Here is a 23,481-nt window from a genome sequence, read left to right as displayed (position 1 = left end):
CCCTGCGCCTGATCGGTCATCGCTTCTGCTTGCGTCCTTCCTGAGTCTCGATCCGCCGGTCCTCGAGACTGCGGCGGACGAGATAAGCATCAATGGCGTCGACCTGTGCCGGCGTCAGATGGCCTGCGAAGCTGGGCATGCCCATCTCCGCCAGCGCGCCGCCCAGAACGACCTGCGAAAAACCCTTCGTGCCGAGCAATCCCGTCCGGCGCAAGTCCGGATAGGCGCCGGCGCTCACCGCCCCGCTCCCATGACAGCGCAGGCAGAAGCGACCGAACAGTCCGTCGCCCTGTGCGATTTGCGCCGGTGTTCCCTTGTCCACCACATCGGGGAACGGCAGCGGCTCGGCCGGCGTGAAGGCCAGCAGCTTCGCCGCCCCATCCAATTTGAACACCAGCAGCCGGTTTGGGCCGATGGTCTTGCCGGCCTTGAGCGCCATCACCCCGCCCGTCAGTGGCCATCCGCCGCCCCAGCCAGCCATGACTGCGATATATTGCACCCCGTCCAGCCGATAGCTGATCGGCGGCGCGACGATGCCGGTCTGCGCATCGAACGACCAGAGCTGCTTGCCGCTCTCGTCATCATAGGCGACCAGCCGCCCCTGCGCATTGCCGGCAAAAACAAGGCCGCCCGCCGTCGCCAGCAGGCCACCGTTGAAGGGTGCCGCTTCCTCGCTTGTCCAGCGCGGTTTGCGGGCAATCGGGTCCCAGGCGATCAGCCGCGCCTTCATGCTGTCGTACAGCGCCTTGCGGTCCGCCGCGCTCATGGCGCCGCCGCCGCTCATCGCCACGCCGGACGTGTAGGCGCCGATCACCTGCGCCTCCTGCGGATTGGGGCCGAACGGCATGCCCACATCCTGCGCCGGAATGTAGACCAGCCCCGTGCGCGGGCTGAAGGCCATGGGCGGCCAGTTATGTCCGCCGCCCGAGCTGGGGAACTGGAAATGCGGCTTGCCGGTGCGGTAATAGCGTGCTTCCGGCACGATGTCCGGACGGCCAGTCTTGGGATCGATGCTCTTCGCCCAATTCTGCGGCACATAAGCGGTGGCATTCAGGAACTCGCCGGTCGCGCGGTCGAGGATATAGAAGAAGCCGTTCTTGGGCGCCTGCATCAGCACCTTGCGCGGCCTGCCGTCGATCTCCATGTCCGCCAGCACGATATTCTGGGTTGCGGTATAATCCCAGGCATCGCCCGGAACCTGCTGGAAATGCCAGACATAGTCGCCGGTCGAGGCGCGCAGCGCGACGATGGAAGACAAGAACAGATTATCCCCCTTCCCGTCCGAGCGCATCTGATGATTCCACGGCGAGCCATTGCCCGTGCCGATGTAGATGAGGTCCAGCGCGGGATCATATTCGATCGCATCCCACACCGTGCCGCCACCGCCATAGCGCCACCATTGCCCTGCCCAGCTTCCCTGCGCCTTGGCCAGCACCGCGTCGGACGCGGCATTGTCCTTCGTACCGGGTTTGCCGGGGACGGTGTAGAAGCGCCAGGCCAGCTTGCCGGTCGCGGCATCAAAGGCACTCACATAGCCGCGCACGCCGAACTCGGCGCCGCCATTGCCGATGACGACATTGCCCTTGATGACGCGCGGCGCCCCGGTGATCGTGTAATTCACGGCGAAGGGGCCGGACTGGTCGATCGTCTGCGTTTCCCAGACCGGCTTGCCGCTTTTGGCATCCAGCGCGATCAGCCGCCCATCGAGCGCGCCGACATAAACCCGGCCCTGCGCCACCGCGACACCGCGCGAGACTGGCCCGCAGCACGAGCGCGCAGACGCCGCCCGGACTTGTGGATCATAGGTCCACAGGCCCTTGCCGGTGCGGGCATCGATGGCGGAGACGACATCATAGGCGCTGACCACATAAAGCACGCCATCGACCATGATCGGGGTCGCTTCCTGCCCGCGATCCGTCTCCAGATCGAAGGACCAGGCCAGGCCCAGCCGTGACACGGTCTCGCGATCAATCTGGTCCAGCTCGGCAAAGCGCTGCGCCGTCTCGGTGCGACCATGCAGCGGCCACTCGACATCGGTGGCGGCCTGACCACCGTCTGCGGCATCACGGCAGGCCGAAGGGAGGACAAGCAGCAGCGCGGTCAGCGCCATCATGCGCCTGAACATCAAACCCACGATTAAAATTCCCTCTCCCTCGACCCACTGCCACCCGTCGGCCGCTATGCGGTCCGTTCCGCATCCGCCAGCGCCCGGCCGAGCACGGGATGCGCGAAGTGCATCGCCAGTTCCTGCCGATAAGGCCATGTCTGCCGCTGATTGTCGACCAGTTCATCCGGGCCGAGCGGGTCGTCCGGGAAGGTCTTCGTCAGCGGCTGGAGATGCGCAATGGTCTTGTACCAGCCGGCATCATAATCCGCCTGCCATTGCACGACATAATCGAGCCGCTTGATCTTCCAGACGCCGTCCTCGCGCACATAATCATTCTCGTACATGCCGGCTTCGTAGAACTGGTCGGGCAGGCCTTCCGGGCGATAGTCGCGGCTCTCATGATTGCCGCCGAGGAGCAGCGCGCGAAACCGGCCCTTGGCGGTGCGGCGATCCGGCGCGACGGTGATGATGTCCTGCATCTGGAAATGATCGAGCAGGAAGCCATAGACCGGGCCGGGGCGCCCTTGCGTGAAGAACTGGCGAAACCAGTCGCCATAGAGCCGCCGCGCACCCACCTTGCCGCGATAGATGCCGGAGAGAAAGATGATCTCGGCATCGTCGGAGAACAGCTCGGCCAGCTCGTCCGAACGGTTATAATCGGTATAATAGCCATAGGCATTATGGAGCCGGCGGATCGCATTGAGATCCTCCAGCATCCCGATCCGCTCGGTCAGGGCCTTCACATCGCTGCGCAGCGCTTCGATCTCGCTCATAATCCTGCTCCTGATTGCTCTTTTGCTCTGTGCGGGCCGCCCGGATCATCGCCGAGACGCCTCATTCCCAAGGCATCGGTTGCTCCCGATTGCAAAGCAACGGCCCGGTCCGCTATCAGTTATAAGGGAGGGGCTATCGCTTATGGCATTCACGATCCGGCAATTGGAGATTTTCGTCGAAGCGGCGAAGGACGAGAATTTCCGTATCACGGCCGATCGGCTGGGGATCAGCCAGCCCTCGATCAGCAATCATATCAAGGCGCTGGAGCAGAAAGCCGGCGCTCGCTTGTTCGATCGTCAGCGCGGATCGACAGCGCGCCTCTCCCCTCTGGGCCGCGATTTGCTGGATCAGGCGCGGTTGCTGCTGCGTGAGGCGAACAAGGTTCAGTTGGGCGCCACGGCCGGCAGTGCGCAGAGCTATGTGCTGCGGGTCGCCGCCGGCCCTTATCTTATCGATCAATGGATCAGGCCGTGCCTGCCGGATTATTATGCGCGCGGCCAGGTGCCGAATGTGGAGCTGATCCTCTCCGCGCCGGGCGAAGAAATGCTCTCCATGCTCCGCAGCGGCAAGGTGGACGTCGCCTTCTTCACCGGCCGGCCACCGGTCGCCCCGGATCTCACCATCGAGACACTCCGGCGCGTGACCAGCAGCCTCTTTGGCACGTCCGCGCTGGTCGAGGCGGTGGGGAGCGATCCTGCCAGGATCAGCGCCGCCCCGATGATCATGATGCCGGACAACACACCGCATAATGACTGGCTGATCAACGCGCTGGCCGATGCGTGCATCTACCCGTCCAATGTCGTCGCGCGACCGCAATTCACCGATGTCGCGATGGGGCTGGCGCTCAATGGGACGGGCCTTGCCATGCTGTTCGATGAGGAAGCCGCACCTGCCACCACGCGCGGACAACTCCATCGCGTCCCGGTCGATTTCGAGCCGGGCTACCGCCTGATGCTCTCGCGCAAGGGGTTCGACGATGCCCGCGGGCGTCTGGCCATCGATCATCTCCGGCGCACGCTGCAGGCCGGACGCGCCGCCAACTGAGGGTACCGGCAGACGCCTGCCCTCTTCACTCCGGCGCATCTCAATGGCGCGGCACGGAACGCTCCGCGCTCTTGCTCATTGTGCTAGCGATCAAGGAGACCGCACATGATGAAAACTTTGCTCGCCGGCGCGGCGATTGGTTATTTCGGCAAGAAGCTCTACGATGAAGGCAAGCTCGATCCCTATATCGCGCGCGCCAAAAGCACCCTCGCCGAGCTTTCCCCTGAACAGGCAGACACACGCGCGCCGCGCGGCGTGGGTCAGGACGAACAGCCCAATATGGCATTCTGAACGGGGTCGCGGGCGCGAGCTGGCTACCACCTTCGAATGAGAGGCACGAAAAAAGGGGCGCGGTCATTCCGCGCCCCTTTCGTTTTCAGCTTAGACGCGTCTGAGATCAGAAGCTGTAGCTAAAGCCGATCTTGACGCCGTGGTCCTTCCACTGGTCGCCGATGTTGCCCACGTAGGTGGCGCCGATGGAGCCGCCGGGCATGATGTTGGCCTGCACGCCGCCCTCAAGGCGCAGGGTATCGCGCGTCGTGGGCAGGCCCGCGACCGAGAAGGCCTCACCGGTCGAGAGGATGTTGCGGCTGGGCGCATCGACATCGCCAAAGCTGCGCAGCCACGCCGCCGAGACGCGCGGGCTGAGCACCGTGGTGGCGCTGACCGGTACCGCCCCGCCCAGACGCAGACCCAGGGTGGTGTAGGTCACATCGCGGGTGCTGTCGGTGACGCCCAGCGCGGTCAGGGCGCTGCCCGTCTCGGTGAAGGCATCGCTCTTGAGATGGACATAGGTCACGCCGGCAAAGGGCTCGGCGGTCACCGCGCCCAGCGGGAGAGCATAGCTCACCTCACCGAAGGCAGAGGCGCTCCTGGCATCATAATCGCCAGCCAGCGCATCATTGACGCCCAGGAACGCCACCTTGCGTGTCCCGTTCACGCCGAGCCAGCTATAGGAAGCGCCGATCCGGGCGCGCAGGGCGCCCCAGCCACCGCCGGCATAGACCAGCGCGCTGTTGCCGTTGACGGTCGCCTCGCTGCTGCGCCCGTCGACCCGCACCTTGTTCTGCTCATGCGCAAAGGCCACGCCCAGACGCCAGCCACCAAGGCCCGTATCGACACCGGTGATGAAGCCGAAGGTGCTCTGCGTCGCCTTGATCGCATTGCCATTGCTCTTGAGCGTGCTCCACGCACCGATGCCCTGGCCCCAGACCGCCGTGCTGCCATCGCGCAGCGTGCGGGCCGACGAGCCGGCGCCGGCCAGCGTGCGGCTGACGACATCGGCCTGCTCCATGCGGCCGATCACCATGTCGCCAAGCCGGCGGGTGCCGTCCACCATCAGCGTACCCGTGGTCGCCCACAACTCGCCCGACAGCGCATCGAACGCGCGGACGGCGCCGGCTTCCTCGAGCTGCCCCGCCACCGCGCGGGACAGGCTGGCATTGTCATCGCTCGCATCCAGCGCCAGCGCCACGGCCAATTGGTTGGGCGTCACCGCCACGCTCTCGAAGCTGCGATTGTTGCGCGTCAGCACGAGCCTGACATTATTGGCGTCATAGCTCAGCTCCGGCGTCAGGAACGGCAGGTCAACATCGGTGGCAGAAAACTGCCCGGTCACCCCGCCTGCGGCCGTGATGATCGTGTACTCATTGCTGAAGCGATAATTGCCTGCAGCCGCCAGCACCGAAACCGTGCCGCCCTGAATGGTCGCCGTACCGCCGACGATCAGCTTGTCGCTCTCGCCCTCGGCATTGACCTCCACCTCATAGGTCGAGCCCGCCTGGAACACGACATTGCCCGCTGCGGTAAGCGTGCCGATCGAGTTGCCCGGCAGCAGCGTGCCGCCATTGCCGACCACGATATTGTTCACCTGCCCGCGACCGCCCAGGGCCGCATCGCTGCCGACCGTGATCGTGCCGCCCATCGAGCCGTTCACCCGCGTCACGATGCCCTCAAGGTTGAGCGCACCGGTGAACGAGCCAAAGCTCTCCCCGGTCAGGTTGATGCTGACGGGCGCGCTGGACGGACCATTGAGAGCAATCGTTCCGCTGCCACTGAAGCTGCCGCCGAACAGCGTGTTGCTGCTCTGGTTGACGGTCAGCGTGCTCGTGCCCAGGCTCACCGTCCCGCCAGCGCCGCTCAGGCCCGCAACGGTCTGGTCGGTGCCACTCAGGTCAAACTCGCCATCGTCCACGACCAGATCGGTCGCGCTGTCGAGCTGCGCCAGCAGCCGCACCCGGCCCGCCTGCACCACCGTCGATCCGGTATAGCCATAGTCGCCCGAGAGCAGCAGCGTCCCCTCACCCTGCTTGATCAGGCCACCATTGCCGGACAGCGCGCCGGTATAGTCATAGTCGCCAATCTGGTTGAAGATCAGCGTGCCATTGTTGGTGGCATCGGCCAGCAGATCGCCATTCTTCAAGCCATTGCCCACTTGCAGCGTACCTGCGGTGTCGATCAGCAAAGTGCCGCCCAGCTTGCCCGTCAGCAGCACCGTGCCGCCATCGATGGTCGCATCGCCTGCAAAACCACTGCTGTCGCCCGAGAAGGTGATTGTGCCCGTGCCCGTTTTCAGCACGGTGCCCGTGCCGCTCAGCCTGCCCTTGTAGCTGGTGGTCGCGGGGTTGGCGAACACCAGCTCGCCCTGTTCGGCGACATTGACATTGTTGCTGATCGTCCCAACAAACAGGGCCGTACCCTGCTGCACGTCAAGCTGGACGCCGCTCATCGAGCCGCCGAAGGTCACTCTATTATCGCCGGTCTTGATCACCGTGCCCTGACCGGAAATCTGGCCGAGATAGCTCACATCGTCCGCACGATCGAACAGCAGCGTGCCGTAATTGGTGACATTGGCAGTGATCGAGCCGGTCGTGCCACCATTGCCGAGGTTGACCGTGGCGCCGTTGCTGATCCCCAGACCGCCTTCGAAATCGCTGGCGTTGGTCAGGGTGAGCGTGCCGGCAGACACGTTCAAACCGCCCGTTCCGGTGATCCGTCCGGAAAAGACCTGCGAGGCATTGGCCAGCATCAACCCCGCATCACCGACAATCACCGTTCCGCTGCCGCCAAGATCGTTGATCTGTGCGCTGGCTGCACTGGTCAGGTCGAAGGTACCATTGACCGTTACGGAACTCGATTGGTTCACCCGGCCCTGATTGGAGAGGGCCAGTGTCGCACCGGCATCAATCGTCGTGGCGCCAGTGAAGGTATTCATCCCGCTCAAGGTGATCGCCCCGCCCGCCACGGTCAGATCGCCCGTGCCGGAAATGACCCGGTTGTGATGAAGCGCATCGGAGCGATCGAACACCAGCAGACCGTTATTCACAAGGTCGCCGTCGAAGGAGCCACTGGTGCCGCCATTGCCGATCTGCAGCGTGCCGTCCTGCTCGATGATCGTGCTCGCGGCACTCGTCATGTTGGCCAGCACCAGCTTGCCGGCGCTCACGTTCAGCGCGCCGCTGTAGTTTCTGCTGTCCCCGGTCAGGATCGTGGTCCCGGCCAGCACATCGACCACGCCGGTGCCTGACAGGCCGGCGGCCAGCGTGTAATCGGTCTCGCTGTGGTTGAGGACCAGCTTGCCGGCCCCGGCACCGAACTGAATGCCATTGACGGCATCGATCACGCCGGCCGCCTGGGCCGCATTGCCTGCCGCCGCGCCAATGTTCAGCGTGCCCGTCGAACCGGCCTCATAAGCCAGCGTGATGCCGCGATTGCCGTCAGACTTGAGGGTCGCGCCATCGGCGACGGTGACGACGCCGCTGCTCCCGGCATATGTGCCGACCATGACGTAAGACGTGCCTCGCGCGAGCGTGCCTTCACCGCTGATGTTCAAAGTGCCCTGGCTGCCATCCACGAAGCCGACAATCAGCTTATCGCCGCCCAGCAGCGCCTCGGCCGTCACGGTGGCCGTGCCTGATCCATAGCTGCCGATAGTCATGTTCCGGTCGGTCGTTACGCTGGACCCGCTGCCTGAGACTGTCATCTGACCGTTGCCGTTGGCGCTTGCGCCAAGTCTCACATCCGCATCGCTGCCGGAGGCGGCAATCGTCGCGCCATCTGTCACGGTGAGGATGCCTTCGCCGCTGGTGCCGATCCCCAAGCCGCTTGCCCCGATTTCCCAGCGCGTTCCCACGCCGCTGAGGGTGCCGGTGCCGAGCGATCCGGCATTTACGCCGAAACTCCCGCTGGTGGATTGCATCGTCGCGCCGCTGGACAGGATGAGCGTGCCCTGGCCGCTCCCGCCAAACTGCAGGGAGCCGCTCTGCAGATGGCTATTTTCACCCGAAACGGTGATGGAGCCCACACTGCCCTCGACCGCACCGACGGACGTGGAGGTGTTAACCACGACGGTACCGCCATTCTCGATCGCCACGCTGCCGTCGCCATAATAGCCGACCGTCAGGAATTCGGTCGTGACCGTGGATCCCGTTCCCGTGACGAGCAGCGAACCGCTCTCATCTTCCATGCCCGGCATTGCCGAATTGGTGCTGTTGCTGACGATGATGTTGGGGGCGTTGAAGGTGCCGCCATTCACCACGGTCAGCGACGCCCCGTCGAGCCCGCCCAGGAAGACGATGTTCCCGCTCGTCGTACTGCCATCGATGACCGTCTCGCCGCCGGTGAGCATCATGTTGCCAGCAAAAGCGCTATTGTCGCCCGTGAGGGTCAACGCTCCGCTGCCGGTCTTGATCACAGAGCCCAAGCCTGAAATCGCACTGGAGAGCGTGTAATTCTCAGACTGGGCGAATTCGAGTTTCGTGGCACTGGTCGCAACGACGATACCACCGTTCAGCGTGGCGCCGCTGGCGAGTGTCAGCCTGTTGGTACCGCCCGTGAAATTCAGGGCCGCGGCCCGCTCGCCATTGCCACCAAGGCCGCCGGATACGGAACCGCCAGTCCCGATGGAAAGAGCAAGGTTCTCGCCTTGAATGCCTGCGCCGCCCGCACCGTTGGTGAACATCCCGGCCCCGCCGGCGCCGCCTGTCACCGCTGTGTCGATCGTGAGGGTGGTGAGGCCGCTCATGTTCTCGATCAGGATGCCAAAGCCCCCGGCCCCGCCGAAGTTGCCGCCTTGGGCATCACCGCCCATGATGCTACCGCCGGAGATCGAAACAGTGCTGCTGCCGGTGCCGCCGGTGAGCACAAGGGCAGACCCGCCATTGCCGCCAAAGGACTGGCCTTCGCGGCTCCCGCCGCCCGCGCCGCCGGTCAATATGCTGTCCGTAATGCTGATGGCCGTATTGCCGGCCGGCTGATCGATAACCAGACCGCTGCCACCATTGCCGCCGACGCCAGCCCAGCCATAGGCGCCGCCCGCGCCGCCGGTGGCACTGACGGTGATGGCGTCGTAAGAGTCGTTAAGACCGGTGACGACCGCGCCGAAGCCGCCGCCGCCACCGCCGCCGCCATATCCGGCAAAACCTGCGAGGCCGCCATTACCCCCGTTGCCGCCCGTGAGCGTACCCGAGCTGGGCAGATCGGTAATAAGCCCGACATAGCCATGCGCGCCGCCACCGCCGCCGCCACCCGAACTGTTGTCGCCACCGTTGGAGCCATCCGTGCCCGCCTCACCGGCGAGAGTTCCACCCGCACCGCCAACGCCTGCACTGTCGCCCGAGCCAGCCCCGCCATCGCCGCCCGTCAGGCCGCTACCGCCACCGGCACCGCCGGAGAGATAGCTCGATTCAGAACCGACCCCGTCCGTCCCGCTGTTTCCCGTTGACGTAGTGCTTGCGCTCCCGCCTGCGCTCGTGAAAGTACTATCCCCCGCCATACCACCCGCGCCGTCCGACGCATGTGCAGGCAGGCTGCCCACCGCGACCAAGAACGTCGTCGCCACCGAGCAGCGCAGAATGGATTTGAAGGACGTCCGGCGATTCCCGACGGGATGAAACATGCAATAACCCCACGTTCAAATTAACAACTATAAATATTCAATATATCTCAACGAGATAATCATACCAACGGATGGGCATTGATTATAAATAATTAGTTAAAATAATTTATTTATTTCGATATATTTGGCTGAAATATTGAATTACGACGACACGTCATTTCGGAAAAGGAGAGGTGCAACTTAGGCCGCACCTCTCAATTCATCTCGATTCAAAGGACGCAACTGCTCGCGCCCTTCGTTTTAACGGTCGGAATGGCCTCAGAAGCTGTAGCTAAAGCCGATCTTGACGCCGTGGTCCTTCCACTGGTCGCCGATGTTGCCCACGTAGGTGGCGCCGATGGAGCCGCCGGGCATGATGTTGGCCTGCACGCCGCCCTCAAGGCGCAGGGTATCGCGCGTCGTGGGCAGGCCCGCGACCGAGAAGGCCTCACCGGTCGAGAGGATGTTGCGGCTGGGCGCATCGACATCGCCAAAGCTGCGCAGCCACGCCGCCGAGACGCGCGGGCTGAGCACCGTGGTGGCGCTGACCGGTACCGCCCCGCCCAGACGCAGACCCAGGGTGGTGTAGGTCACATCGCGGGTGCTGTCGGTGACGCCCAGCGCGGTCAGGGCGCTGCCCGTCTCGGTGAAGGCATCGCTCTTGAGATGGACATAGGTCACGCCGGCAAAGGGCTCGGCGGTCACCGCGCCCAGCGGGAGAGCATAGCTCACCTCACCGAAGGCAGAGGCGCTCCTGGCATCATAATCGCCAGCCAGCGCATCATTGACGCCCAGGAACGCCACCTTGCGTGTCCCGTTCACGCCGAGCCAGCTATAGGAAGCGCCGATCCGGGCGCGCAGGGCGCCCCAGCCACCGCCGGCATAGACCAGCGCGCTGTTGCCGTTGACGGTCGCCTCGCTGCTGCGCCCGTCGACCCGCACCTTGTTCTGCTCATGCGCAAAGGCCACGCCCAGACGCCAGCCACCAAGGCCCGTATCGACACCGGTGATGAAGCCGAAGGTGCTCTGCGTCGCCTTGATCGCATTGCCATTGCTCTTGAGCGTGCTCCACGCACCGATGCCCTGGCCCCAGACCGCCGTGCTGCCATCGCGCAGCGTGCGGGCCGACGAGCCGGCGCCGGCCAGCGTGCGGCTGACGACATCGGCCTGCTCCATGCGGCCGATCACCATGTCGCCAAGCCGGCGGGTGCCGTCCACCATCAGCGTACCCGTGGTCGCCCACAACTCGCCCGACAGCGCATCGAACGCGCGGACGGCGCCGGCTTCCTCGAGCTGCCCCGCCACCGCGCGGGACAGGCTGGCATTGTCGTCACTCGCATCCAGCGCGAGGGCCACGGCCAACTGGTTGGGTGTCACCGCCACGCTCTCGAAGCTGCGATTGTTGCGCGTCAGCACCAGCCTGACATTATTGGCGTCATAGCTCAGCTCCGGCGTCAGGAACGGCAGATCGACATCGGTGGCCGCAAACTGCCCGGTCACCCCGCCCGCGGCCGTGATGATCGTGTACTCATTGCTGAAGCGATAATTGCCTGCAGCTGCCAGCACCGAGACCGTGCCGCCCTGAATGGTCGCCGTCCCGCCGACGATCAGCTTGTCGCTCTCGCCATCGGCATTGACCTCCACCTCATAGGTCGAGCCTGCCTGGAACACGACATTGCCCGCTGCGGTGAGCGTGCCGATCGAGTTGCCCGGCAGCAGCGTGCCGCCATTGCCGACCACGATATTGTTCACCTGCCCGCGACCGCCCAGGGCCGCATCGCTGCCGACCGTGATCGTGCCGCCCATCGAGCCGTTCACCCGCGTCACGATGCCCTCGAGGTTGAGCACACCGGTGAACGAGCCAAAGCTCTCGCCGGTCAGGTTGATGCTGACGGGCGCGCTGGACGGACCGTTCAGCGCAATCGTCCCGCTGCCGCTGAAGCTGCCGCCGAACAGCGTGTTGCTGCTCTGGTTGACGGTCAGCGTGCTCGTGCCCAGGCTCACGGTCCCGCCCGCGCCACTCAGGCCCGCAACGGTCTGGTCGGTGCCACTGAGGTCAAACTCGCCATCATCCACGACCAGATCGGTCGCGCTGTCGAGCTGCGCCAACAGCCGCACCCGGCCCGCCTGCACCACCGTCGACCCGGTATAACCATAGTCGCCCGAGAGCAGCAGCGTGCCCTCACCCTGCTTGATCAGGCTGCCGTTGCCCGAAAGAGCGCCCGTGTAATCATAGTCTGCAACCTGATTGAAGATCAGCGTGCCGTCGTTGGTCGTGCTGGCGGTCAGCTCGCCATTGTGGACGCCATCGCCAACCTGCAATGTGCCATTGGCGTTGACGGTCACGGCACCATTGAGCTTGCCCGTGAGCAGCAGCGTCCCGGCATCAACCTTGGTCTGACCAGCGAACGTGCTGCTATCGCCGGCCAGCACCAACCGGCCCGATCCGGCGTTCACGATCGTGCCGTGCCCAGTGATGCTACCGCCATAACTGGAGACATCGCTGCGGTTGAACACCAGCGTGCCGTTGGCGTGGACGTCGCCAGCCAGCGTGCCGGCCGTTCCGCCGTTACCGATCTGCAGCGTGCCATCCGCCGCGATCGCGGTCGAGCTGGCATTCATCACGTTGGCCAGTACCAGCTTGCCGCTGTTCACGTTCAACGCGCCGGTATAGGCGCTGCCATCGCCGGTCAGCACCGTCGTGCCCGCAAGAACATCGACCACGCCATTACCCGACAGGCTGGCGGCAAGTGCATAATCGGTCCCGCTGTGGTTCAGGACCAGCTTGCCGGCCCCGGCACCGAACTGAATGCCCTGCACGGCGTTGATCACACCAGCCGCCTGGGCCGCACTGCCTGCCGCCGCGCCGATGCTCAGCGTGCCGGTGGAGCCGGCGCGATTGCCGATCTTGATCACCTGGGCGCTGAGTTCTGCGCCATCGGCCAGGGTCAGGACGCCGGCCCCCTCGGCACCGATATAGAGGCCTTCCTCTGTCCGGATCGCCGAAGCTGCGCCGCTTACCGTCACGCTGCCGCTCGAGGCGACATCATTGCCGATGTAGACGCGCACCGCCTCTACCTTGCCGCCGTCCGAGACCTCCAGCGTGCCGCTGCCAAACAGGCCGACATTGATGTAACCCGCCCAGTTCGTCAGGCCATCATTATAGGCGCTCCAGGTCGAGCCAGCGCCGGTCACGATCATGCTCGCCTGCGATCCCGTGAGATTGCCGAGCGTGCCCTGCACCGCGCGCAATGTGCCGCCATTGGAGATCGAGATCGTCGACTGTGCGCCCGCCTCGGTGCCGGCAATGAACAGCCCGCTCATGTCCCAGACCGAGTTGGCACCGCTGATGTTCACAGCGCCTGTCGAGCCGCTGACGGTGCCCACATAGCCATCCGTGCTGGTGACCCGGCCGCCCTGCGCGACGTTGAGCGTTCCTTCGCCGACATTGCCGACGTAGAGAATACCGTCATTGGTCCAGATGCTGCCCGCGCCATTCACCGTTGCCGTGCCTTTGCCGGTAGCCTCCCAGCCAAGGATGGCGCCCTGCGAACTCGCCGAGGCGCCATTGCTGACCGTCAGCATGCCTTCGCCAGAGATGCCGACACCGATACGACCGCTGCCGATCTCGAGCGTGGAGCCTGCCCCATCGACGCTGACGCTGCCGACAGCGGACTGAGCCCCACCGATTCGCAGGGATTCGCCGGTGACCCGGCCGCCCGCCTCGATGGTCAGCGTACCGCTGCTGCCCTCCTGGCTCGCCACATCGATCAGGGCGGCTGCCGACAGCAGGGCGCCGTTGGAAACCGTGGCGGTGCCCGTGCCGCTGTAGCCGACCCGCATGTTGCCGGCGTAGCCGTTACGGCCGAGAACACTGTAGGTCGTGCCTTCGCCGGTCAGCGTCAGCGTTCCGCTCGAGCCGGTGTCGACGCCAAGCGCGCTGGTGTAGGACGTGACTTCTGCGCCGCCGGACACCGTCACATTGCCCTGGCCAACGGTGTCGTTGCCGGTGCCGCCGATGTACAGGCTGAGGCCGTTGCGCCACACCGTGTCGGCACCGTCGACGATCATCGTCGCCGTGCCGGACCCGTTTCCGCCGATATAGCTGCCGTCAGCCTCCAGCAAACCACCGTCGGTCACCGAGATGCTGCCCTCATCCGCACTAAACCAGCCATCGGCCGAAACCCAGTCGGCCGGCAGTTCGGAATGCAGCGTACCGACACGGAGCGCCGAACCCTGACCACTGATGCTGACCGAGCCGCCCGCGCCCATGTAAATGCTGCCATTCACAGTTTCGACCGAGCCGCCATTTGGGATGGTCAGCGACCCGGAGGAATTGGGATTGCGACTGATCTCGATGAGGCTTGAGTTGATCCAACTCGCGCCGCCGTCAACGGTAACGCTCCCCGCGGTGCCATTCATGCCAATGGCCGCCGAGACAGAGTTGAGCTGCCCCCCCGCCTTGATATTGAGCGAAGCCAGCTCCGCGCCGCCCACGGTCACCGTGCTGGCGCTGAAGCCGCCCGTGAGGTCAAAGGCGCCGCCGGTGACATCCAGCGCACCGTCGAAGAGAGCGCCATTGCCGGTGAAAGCGAGCGCACCTTCGCCCGCCTTGACGAACCTGCCCTGGCCGACCAACGTGCCGGCGAAAACGGTATCACCGCTCTGGTCGAGCACGAGCACGCCGCCGTCGGTGGAGACAAGGCCAGCTTCTCCGACAGTGAGCGAGCCCAGGGTCGCCTGATAGGTGGAGCCACCCACGCCCAGCACGCCCCCTTCGACGACATAGGCCTGACCCACACCGAATGCGTCGCTGCTGGCAGCGTTCAGCGTCCCTTCGCGGACCGTCCAGCCGGTCGTCCCTGTCCCCGTGAGCGTCCAGGTGCCGGTCCCTACCTTCACGAACTCATCGAAATCATAATATTGCGTGCCGACCAATCCGGCATCGAACGATGCGTCGATCACGCCGCCCAGCGCCAGGGTATTGGTACCGCTCGCGATATCCGCATCCGCGACGAGGCCGATGATGTTGGAGCCGGCATGCAACTCCAGCGTCACGTCGCCGGCGCCCATCAGAATGGCGTGGCCGAAGGAAGGCGAGGCCTCGATGGTGCCCGAGTTGGTGATCATGGTCGCCGCGCTGTTGGTGACGATACCGGTTTCACCCAGGATCGACCCGGAATTGGTGATCTGGACCATGCCGCTGAGCGTGTCTGCATCGACAGCCGCGATCCCGCTCAGCGATTGCAGCGTGCCGGTGTTGCTGATAACCACATCGCCAAGCGGCGTGCGCGCCTGAACTGCGCTTCCGGTTCTGCCGGTGACAATGCCGCTGTTGGTGATGGTGATTTTACCAGAGCCGGGCGCATCCTCGTCGAAGCCGGCGACGGCGAGAATGCCGGTGGTGCCCTCCGCAATGCCTGCGTTGGTGATGGTGATATTGCCGATCTGCGAGGCGCCCTGAATCGCCGGGCCGTTGGCCGAGATAGCCTCACCCTGCTCCTGATTGTCGATCACCACTTCGCCGTTCGGCGTCCAGCCGACCAGCGCCTGATTGTTCACCGAAGACACGTAGGCGTTGTTCGTGATTTTCGCCAAACCGTTGTAATTGACGACGCGGATACCCGCCGCCTGAGCCTCCACCTGGCCAGTGTTCGTCACGGTCACTTCGACCGGCTCGGCATCGTTGAAACCGCCGTCGGCGTAAATTCCCCGCTGGGTGAAGTCTGCGGCCCCGTTGGTTTGCTGGACCGTGATGGCCCCGCTATTGGTGATGTTCACCGATCCTGCGTTGGTGGTGGCAGAGATGCCATTGGTTTCCACGCCTGAGACCGTCAGCGCGGCGCCATTCTCGATCGCGATGTCGCCCGCGATCTGGTTGCGAACCCAAATGCCACCGCTGCCACCCACGCTGTTGACCGTGACGTCCGGGCCCAAGGTGACCGAGATGTCGTTCCGACCCTGGATATTGGAACTGACGTTTACGCCGCCATTATCAGTGGTGCTGATCGTGGAATTGGTGATGAGCAGCGTCGACGTAATGTCGCCAGAGGCTGTATTGTCCCACGTATAATAGCTGACGCCATCGCCCGTGATACTCCACTCGTCCTGTGCGCCGTTCACAGTGAGGCTGGTATCGCCTCCTTCAATACGAGCCTTAACCGACGAGGGTTCGCAGAAAAACAGGGTCACATCACCCTCAGCTTGGCAAATGCCCGGCTCGGCGTGGGCGGCCGATGCGCCTGCCAACATCCCCGCAATGCCGACGCTGCTGAACAGACCGGCCTTGAGAGCCTGCCGAACGGCGCCCCGCGTTTTGATTGCCATGCCCTGCATTCCGAAATCCCCTCGTGTGGGCCCACCGCCCAGATGATGTGAAGGGCAAACCGCCATGCAGGTGCGGTTCAACGGGATTTGAGACAGGGATCGAAGCGCGACGACAGGGAGCGCAGCCTGAGGTTCAAACGAACCCCATGACCTTCTCACAGCAGGTTACACACGATATCCGAAAATGCTCTGTTTCATCCCCCGGTGGCCCCGCTACCCCATTGGGGCCGGAGGCTTTGCGTCCCGCCGTTACCGACAGTTTGCCCTTGTCGAAGGCAACGAACACCCTTGGGAACGCCCATGGGCGGAGCCGTCATCTTCAGGAGGAATATTAACGTTAGCTGAGCGGCAGCGCAACAAAAAAGCCCGCCCTCGTCGAGATGATGCGCATGCAGATCGGAGCCATGCAGCTGATTTGTCGTGTGAAAATCGTCGCCCTCGGTCTGGAGCGGGGTCATAACCGGCCGTGTTAAGCCGATAACCATGGTTAACGGATGCGCAAGCAAGACGTCGATTGCACTGCAATCCGCTCCTCTAAAATATGGTTGGGGACCACCCGCCCGCGACGCGATCGTTACAGCCGTCGCTGGTCGGGCAACCACGCCGAAAGGCGCCGCACGGCCTCCCGCACTTCGGCTTCCGTGATCGCAAAGCTCAGCCGGATGAACCGATGTCCATTGACCGGATCGTGGTCGACCCCCGGCCCCGTGGCGAGCCCAGTCTCAACGAGCAGCTTCTTGCAGAACGCCGGGCTATCGTCGGTAAAGTCGCTGACATCCGCATAGATGTAGAAGGCACCATCCGGCGGCGCGATGCGTCGCAGGCCAAGGGCTGGCAAGGCTTCCATGAGAATGTCCCGGTTGCGGGCATAAGTGGCGCGATGCGCTTCCAGCTCTGACGTGCAGTCCAGCGCCGCCAAAGCGGCATGCTGACTGATCGACGGCGCGGTTAGGAACAGGCTGCCCATATAGGCGCGTGCTCGCTCGACCATGGCGCGCGGCACATAGAGCCAGCCGAGCCGCCAGCCGGGCATGCAGTAATATTTGGAGAAGCTGCTGACGATCATCGCGTCGGCTGCGAATTCCCCCATCGAGCGGCAAGGCGCGCCATAGCTCAGGCCATGGTAGATTTCGTCCGAGATGATCGCGATGCCGCGCTCCGCGCAGAGCCGCGCAATCGCCTCCAGTTCAGCCGGCGCAATAATCGTTCCGGTGGGGTTGGCCGGGCTGGCGACGATCACGCCCTGCGGGGGCGGATCGAGCGCGGCGAGCGCGCGCGCCGTCAACTGGAAGCGCGTCTCTTCGCCGCATTCGATCTCGACCGGCGTCATGGTGAGCGCGCGCACGGTGTTGCGATAGGCGACATAGCCCGGCCGGGCCATGGCGATCCGATCACCCGCCTTAAACCGGGTGCTCAGCGCAAGGACCAATGCCGGCGAGGCGCCGCAGGTGAGCAGGAACTGATCCGGCTCCGCCGCTATGCCGTACCGCTCCCGATAGAGTTGGACGAGACGCGCCTGCAGCGCATGACTCTCCCAATAACCCATCGGATCGATGCCAAGCGCGTCGCGCGCAGCATCCAACGCGGCCTGCGGTGCCCCCGTGGAGGGCTGGCCAAACTCCATATGGAGAACCGATCGCCCCTCCCCGCCCAGGCGATAGGCCAACTTGCTCAATTCTATGGCCTGAAACGGCTCGACTTCCATCAGATCACCCATCACTCGGTACAGCGCCGATAGCGGGCGGGCGCGCAGATGCCAACGATGCAACCCCACCCCGGCCGTCGTTCATCCTCGCGGCGCATCTGCCGTGAAATCAAAAAATTGCGCCAGCGTCGTCGGGCGCTTCGAAGAATGTTTTCGGCAGAAAGAAAACGGCAGGTCGTATTTTCGGCCTGCGCGTGACGCGCATTTTCAGGCAGTCTGTCAAATGGCAGCTCGCAGAAACCTGCATCACGGAAGCAGGGCCTCCGACCCCCTTCAGCGGGAAGCCTCCCCGAAACCAGACCTCCTTACAGCCTGAGCATAAGGTTTGATCGCCAGATACATGAGCGCCGCGCCGCCGGGGGCCATTACGGCGGCGAAGAACGCCATCGAATAGCGCAGCATGCTCTCGTCCTTCAGCAGGAAATCGGTCACCAGCGCAATGAGCAGGGGCCCGAGACCATTGCCGATGACACTGATGGTGAAGAGATACACAGCGCTGATCTGGGCGCGCATCTCGCTGGGCGTCACCATCTGGATCGCCGCATTCTGCGCAGGCGCGCTGGCGAGGCCGATGATCGAGGAGATCATGCCGCAGAAGAAGGCGAGCCAGGGGCTGGGCATGAGCGAGGTGGCGATCGCGAAGGGAGCGGACAGTGCTTGCGAATAGAAGCAGACCCGCGCCATCGCATCGGGATTGCCGCGCTTGCCCATATATTCCGCAAACCAGGTGCCCAGCGTCAACGCAATCGGCGTAGAGATGAGGAGCGACAGCGCCAGCAGCGGCCCGATCTGCGCCGGTCCCCAGCCATAGGTGCGCTCATAGAAGGCCGCGCGCCAGGTCATGAGGCCCGTCGTCTCGATCGCGCCGATGCCGATGCTGAGGAACAGGGGCAGGAACAATATGCGGTTTGACAGGAGATACGCCCCGACCTCGCGCAGTGGTACGCTGCCCTTGCCGCGGCGATTGCGGCGCACCGGCTCCCGCACGGTGAAGAGAAAGAGCAAGGCGGTTGCCAGCCCCGGCAGGGCGCAGACGAGGAAGACGAGCTGCCACTCGCGCATCTCGCCCAGAACCGGGATATGGACCGGCCCCATTCCGGCAAAGAACGCCACCAGCAGGCCACCGGCCAACAACGCCGTGGCCTGACCGGCGCTGATGCCGAGCTGATAGACCGCGAAGGCACGCGGCAGCTTCGACCGCGGCACCATGTCCGAGATCATCGACATGGACGAGGGGCCGGCGACGGACTCCGCGCCCCCGACGACGCCGCGTGCGAAAAACAGCCCGCCGAAGCTCCGGGCCATGCCACAGAGCGCAGTGGCCAGGCTCCACACCGTCAGGCCGGCCGTCAGGATCATCTTGCGGCTGCGCTGATCCGCGACGCGAGCCATCGGCAAGCCGACGACCATATAGGCCGACGAAAAGGCGAAGCCGATGATGAGGCTGATCTGGGTGTCGCTCAGCGCCAGGTCGCGCTTGATCGGCTGGACCAGCAGATTGATGATGTTCCGGTCGACATTGGAGAGCATGGTCACGAAGGCGATCAGCCAGATCGTGTACCAGGCGCGCGCCGGCGACGGCCAATCGTCGCCGGCTCCAGACGCGCCGGCCGATGCCGGCTGCGTCTCACCCGTGGCTTGCGTGCCGACCGGCTCGCTCATCGCTTGAGACGCACCCCGACGCGGAACGCGCGTCCGACCTGATCGAACAGCACCTGATTGGTGATGCCCACCGCGCTAGGCGCAATCGGCGGGTCCTTGTCGAACAGGTTACGGATCGCGATGAAATATTCGAAATCGCTGCGGCCGGCCTTCACATTCCAGCCCAGCGTGAGGTCCGCATAGAAGCGGGCGGCCACGCGATTGGTGCTGATGCTGTTCGCGAGACCGACACTGTAGCCTGCGTCCTCGGGACCGACGAACTCGACGAGGAACTTGCCCTCGGGAATGTAGCGGCCATGCGCACTCACGCTGAATGGCCCGGCCTTGAGGGTCGCCATACCGTCCAGCACATAGTCCGGCACGCCGGGGGTGTTGCTGGCGCGGAAGCCGGTCTGGCCGGCGCGGTCTACCGAACCGGCGCTGTCGATGATCATAAGATCGAACGTCTTGGTCGCCAGCAGCCGCAGGTCGAGCGATGCGGCGGCACCGATGCGGGTGCGATAGCTCGCCTCGATGTCCAGGCCCCGGGTCTTGAAGCCATTCACATTCTGCAGACGGTCGTTGATCAGCGTCACTTCGCCTGCCCCGTTCCGCGTGATCAGTGGGCAGAACTCGGTCGCGTTGTTCACCAGACAGCGCGTCGCGATGGTCGATGAGCCGATCTGCGCGATCGCGTCGTTTACGCGGATATTGTAATAATCGACCGAGAGGTTGAAGCCGCGCAGAAACGACAGGTTGCTCAGCACCACCCCGGCCGTGAAGGTATCGGCCTTCTCCGGGCGCAGCGTGTTGTTGGAACCCGAGACGATTTCGATCAGGCCCTGCTTGCTCGTCACCGGATCGGTGAAGGACGAGAAGCTGCGCGTGACCGAGCCGAACAGCTCGTTCACATTGGGCGCCCGGATATCGCGAGAGAGCGTGCCACGCAGGCGCAGGAAATCGACCGGCTCATAGACGCCTCCGAGCTTCCAGGTAGTGACCGCGCCGCTCGTGCTGTAGTCGGTGCGGCGCGCCGCGCCGTTCAGCTCCAGGCTCTTGCCCAGCGCACTATCCTTGAGCAATGGCAGCACCGCCTCAACGAATGCTTCCTTGACCTCGACCTTGCCGTTGGAAGCAGCGAAGTTGGAGACGTAGAAGGCGCCGGTCGGCGAGAGCGGGTCCGTCGAGCCCTTCACCTCGTCGCGGCGATATTCCGCGCCGGCCGCGAGCGACAGCGGGCCGGCCCACAAGTCGACGAGATCGCCCTGCACGTCGAGCGCAGCAACCTGTTGGGTGATCTTCAGGTCGAGCATCGATGTGCCGGTGACATAGGCCAGCGCCTCCTGACTGAAGCGGCCGGCGCCGATCAGGTTGAGCGGCTGGCAGCCATTGGTCGGGTTGTTGAGCGTCGAGCGGCAGATTGGCGTGCCGCCGGGGCCGGTGGTGACATCGGCCGCGAGCAGCAGGCGCGAGCGGATGAGGTTGTTGGTCGCTTCCTGATGATAGGTGCTGCGGCCATATTGATAGTAGGCGTTCCACGTCCAGCTATCGGTGATGGCGCCGGAGAGGCCACCGATGATGCGGAAGGCAGTGCTCTTGGTCGCGCCGCGGGCATTGCCGAGGTCGAGCCCGGCGCGGCCCATGTTGAACTGGGTGATGCCGTTGGCATCCATGACGTCCGTGACCGACCGCGGGAGATACGGATTGTCGCGGCGGACCGGACCGATCAGCGAACCTGTGCTGTCGCGCAGCTGCGCGCTCACCGAGAACGCGCGGACTTCGCCATAGGATGCTTCCAGCGTGGCTTTGAGCGCGTCGCTGAATTCATATTCGGCATGGCCATAGGTGCTGAAGCGCTCGACCGGCACCTTGAGAAGCAAGCCGGCGAGGAAGGCGTTCTGGCCCTTCCCACTGCCGCCCTGCTGAAACAGCGAACCCGCGAGCCTGCCGACCTCATAGGGCGCTGTCGTCCCATCCGGCAGGAACTGCAGGCCCTTGAGGGGGCCATTGCTGAGGATAAGGCCGCCCGGGGCTATGGTGGCGGTGTGGACATTGTTGAGAATGCTCAGCGCCGGGGCGCCCGCACCGGCCGCGCCAGCCGGGCGGCCGACAAGCGTCCACTCCTGCGCGCACAGCGAGCGGGCCTGATAGCAGTCCGCCAGGCCATCATTGTCTTCATACTCCCCGCCGAACACGACGTGGCCCCGGCCACCGGCGAAGGATGTGCCGCCGGCCGCCGAGAGGAAGATCGTGCGGTCGTCGCCGCGCTGCGAGATGCCCGACTGGGCCTCGGCGCGAAGGCCATCGAGCTTGTTGTTGAGGATGAAGTTCACGACGCCCGCAACCGCGTCCGAACCATAGGCCGCCGATGCACCGCCGGTCACGACGTCAACGCGATCGATGAGGATGCCGGGGATATAATTGGTGTCGACCGTCCCGCGCGCTGTCGTCGGCACGAACCGACGGCCATTGACCAGCACCAGGGTGCGCTCGGTGCCAAGGCTGCGCAGTTCCAGCACGCGCGAGCCGACGGCGTTGCCCGGAGTCGTCTGCGTCGCGGAAGGACTGGACGTCGCCCGGAAGCTCGGCAGCTGGCTCAGCACGTCGCCAATATTCGTCGCGGCAGTTGTCTCCAGTCGGTCGCGACCGATCGCGGTGACGGGGGTCGGCGCGGTGAAGCCGCCGCGCGTGATGCGCGAGCCGGTCACGACGATCTCCTGCGAACCGGATGCGGCCTGATCCTCGGCCTGCGGTGCTGGACCGCCTTGATCCTGCGCGTGCGCAGCAGAGGCCACGCCGATCGCAGCCATCGCCAGAATGGCCGCAGAATTTCTCAAAACCCGAACTCGTTGACGAAGCGCCAGCATTGCAATCCTCTCCCCAGTCTCTGCCCATTTCGTTCGCTCGACGGCGCCCATGTGGCATGGCGTAGAGCACGTATGGACATGAATTTACCGCCCTAATGTTTAGGGCGACTAGTAATTCATATCCTATCTTTTAAAGTGAAGGCAATGGGTGTTGAAGCATCAAGACCAACAAGGCAGGAGGGTGATGATGGGAAGGTCGAAAGACGCAAAGGATTCGACGAAAATCACGCCCTTTTCTGCAAAGGATGCGAAGGCGCGGTTTGTGCCAGGACCGCCGCCGGCCCGCGTTCAGGAACCCGGTTCGGATGCTGATTTGCGGGTGCAGATGTCGTGGTGGCTGGTCGGCACCGGCCGCGCGTGGCGCAATCTGCTGGATGAACATCTACGCTTCGCGGGCCAGACACAGCCCCGCTGGCGCGTGCTCGCCTGGGCGCGACTGCAGCCGGGGATTACCCAGACCGAACTGGCGGAACATATGTCCGTCACCAGCGCCACTTTGGTGGCCATCGTGGACGAGCTCGTCCGTCAGGGGCTGCTTGAGCGGCGCGAGAGCAGCACGGATCGCCGGGTCAAGAACCTGCACCTTACGCCAGCGGCGCATCCGATCATCGAGGCGATCTCGCAGGAGGTCAGTGACATAAGGGACGCACTGCTCAGCGACGTCTCCCGCTCTGAGCTGGAGACCTGTCTCTCCGTCCTCCAGCGGGTTAGCCAGGCGATCGAGAATTATGGGCGAGGCGAGGGATAAAGCTCTCATCGCTCCGTCGAAGACGGTCCCGGCATAGCGCCTCTGGCGAACGTCCCAACCTCTCCCCTGAACCGCAACCGCGATGCGATCAACCGCTGCCTATTACCCATCCGCGAGGTGCGACACGACTTTGCCGTCCAATACCCCATCTCATGTGCGGATCGCCGCAGCGCCCGAACGAGATATGCACGGCTGGAAACCAGCGCAGCGAGCCCGGTCAGAAATGATGTGTCTAAAGCAATTTTCGCGACACTTTTCTTGCCCTTGGCCCGGCGCATTCCGAACTTCATCCTCACGTGCCGCACGATCGCGCATCTGCACACGCAACCGGGCATCTTCTCTATCAATCGCTTCGTCTTCGGCTCTGCAATGACGCTCTTCTTGCGATCGGAC

General features: G+C 64.3%; 10 protein-coding genes and 1 riboswitch. Of the genes, 3 read left to right on the top strand and 7 right to left on the bottom strand.

Translation table 11 applies throughout. From position 1 onward, the window contains the following. Positions 1-16: 16 nt before the first annotated feature. Both M2333_RS02905 and M2333_RS02900 read right to left on the bottom strand, forming a co-directional pair. Complete coding sequence (locus M2333_RS02905) at positions 17-2,113, bottom strand: PQQ-dependent dehydrogenase, methanol/ethanol family (protein ID WP_264610795.1); 2,097 nt, start codon at positions 2,111-2,113, stop codon at positions 17-19. A gap of 65 nt (positions 2,114-2,178) precedes the next feature. Further along, positions 2,179-2,880, bottom strand: coding sequence for a nuclear transport factor 2 family protein (locus M2333_RS02900; RefSeq protein WP_264570800.1), 702 nt, complete (start codon positions 2,878-2,880; stop codon positions 2,179-2,181). Between the two features lie 142 nt (positions 2,881-3,022). Here M2333_RS02900 and M2333_RS02895 point away from each other — a divergent pair, with 142 nt between their 5' ends. Beyond that, the gene (locus tag M2333_RS02895; protein ID WP_264610794.1) at positions 3,023-3,925 is read left to right on the top strand and encodes a LysR family transcriptional regulator; all 903 of its coding nucleotides are present in this window, start codon (positions 3,023-3,025) and stop codon (positions 3,923-3,925) included. Between the two features lie 105 nt (positions 3,926-4,030). Further along, positions 4,031-4,216, top strand: a complete 186-nt coding sequence (locus tag M2333_RS02890; RefSeq protein ID WP_181560134.1) for a hypothetical protein — start codon at positions 4,031-4,033, stop codon at positions 4,214-4,216. Positions 4,217-4,322: 106 nt separating this feature from the next. Here the strand turns inward: M2333_RS02890 and M2333_RS02885 are convergent, their stop codons facing one another. From M2333_RS02885 to M2333_RS02865, 5 genes are all read right to left on the bottom strand, one after another. Further along, positions 4,323-9,821, bottom strand: a complete 5,499-nt coding sequence (locus M2333_RS02885) for an autotransporter domain-containing protein (RefSeq protein ID WP_264610793.1) — start codon at positions 9,819-9,821, stop codon at positions 4,323-4,325. A 258-nt stretch (positions 9,822-10,079) separates the two neighbouring features. After that, positions 10,080-16,127 (bottom strand): autotransporter domain-containing protein, encoded by a 6,048-nt coding sequence (locus M2333_RS02880; RefSeq protein ID WP_264610792.1) that lies wholly within the window; start codon positions 16,125-16,127, stop codon positions 10,080-10,082. Between the two features lie 200 nt (positions 16,128-16,327). Beyond that, a riboswitch (cyclic di-GMP riboswitch) is annotated at positions 16,328-16,402 on the bottom strand. Positions 16,403-16,701: 299 nt separating this feature from the next. Further along, on the bottom strand, positions 16,702-17,844 hold the full coding sequence (locus M2333_RS02875) for a pyridoxal phosphate-dependent aminotransferase (protein WP_264612553.1): 1,143 nt from the start codon (positions 17,842-17,844) through the stop codon (positions 16,702-16,704). A 261-nt stretch (positions 17,845-18,105) separates the two neighbouring features. Then, positions 18,106-19,494 (bottom strand): MFS transporter, encoded by a 1,389-nt coding sequence (locus tag M2333_RS02870; RefSeq protein ID WP_264610791.1) that lies wholly within the window; start codon positions 19,492-19,494, stop codon positions 18,106-18,108. After that, positions 19,491-22,310 (bottom strand): TonB-dependent receptor plug domain-containing protein, encoded by a 2,820-nt coding sequence (locus M2333_RS02865; RefSeq protein WP_264610790.1) that lies wholly within the window; start codon positions 22,308-22,310, stop codon positions 19,491-19,493. The genes M2333_RS02870 and M2333_RS02865 overlap by 4 nt, the downstream gene beginning before the upstream one ends. Before the next feature lie 355 nt (positions 22,311-22,665). Here M2333_RS02865 and M2333_RS02860 point away from each other — a divergent pair, with 355 nt between their 5' ends. Continuing rightward, positions 22,666-23,088 (top strand): MarR family winged helix-turn-helix transcriptional regulator, encoded by a 423-nt coding sequence (locus M2333_RS02860; protein ID WP_264610789.1) that lies wholly within the window; start codon positions 22,666-22,668, stop codon positions 23,086-23,088. The last annotated feature ends 393 nt before the right edge of the window (positions 23,089-23,481 follow it).

It is taken from the genome of Sphingobium sp. B11D3B (genome assembly GCF_025961735.1).
Taxonomy (GTDB): domain Bacteria; phylum Pseudomonadota; class Alphaproteobacteria; order Sphingomonadales; family Sphingomonadaceae; genus Sphingobium.
This window is presented reverse-complemented; position numbering and strand designations above follow the sequence as displayed.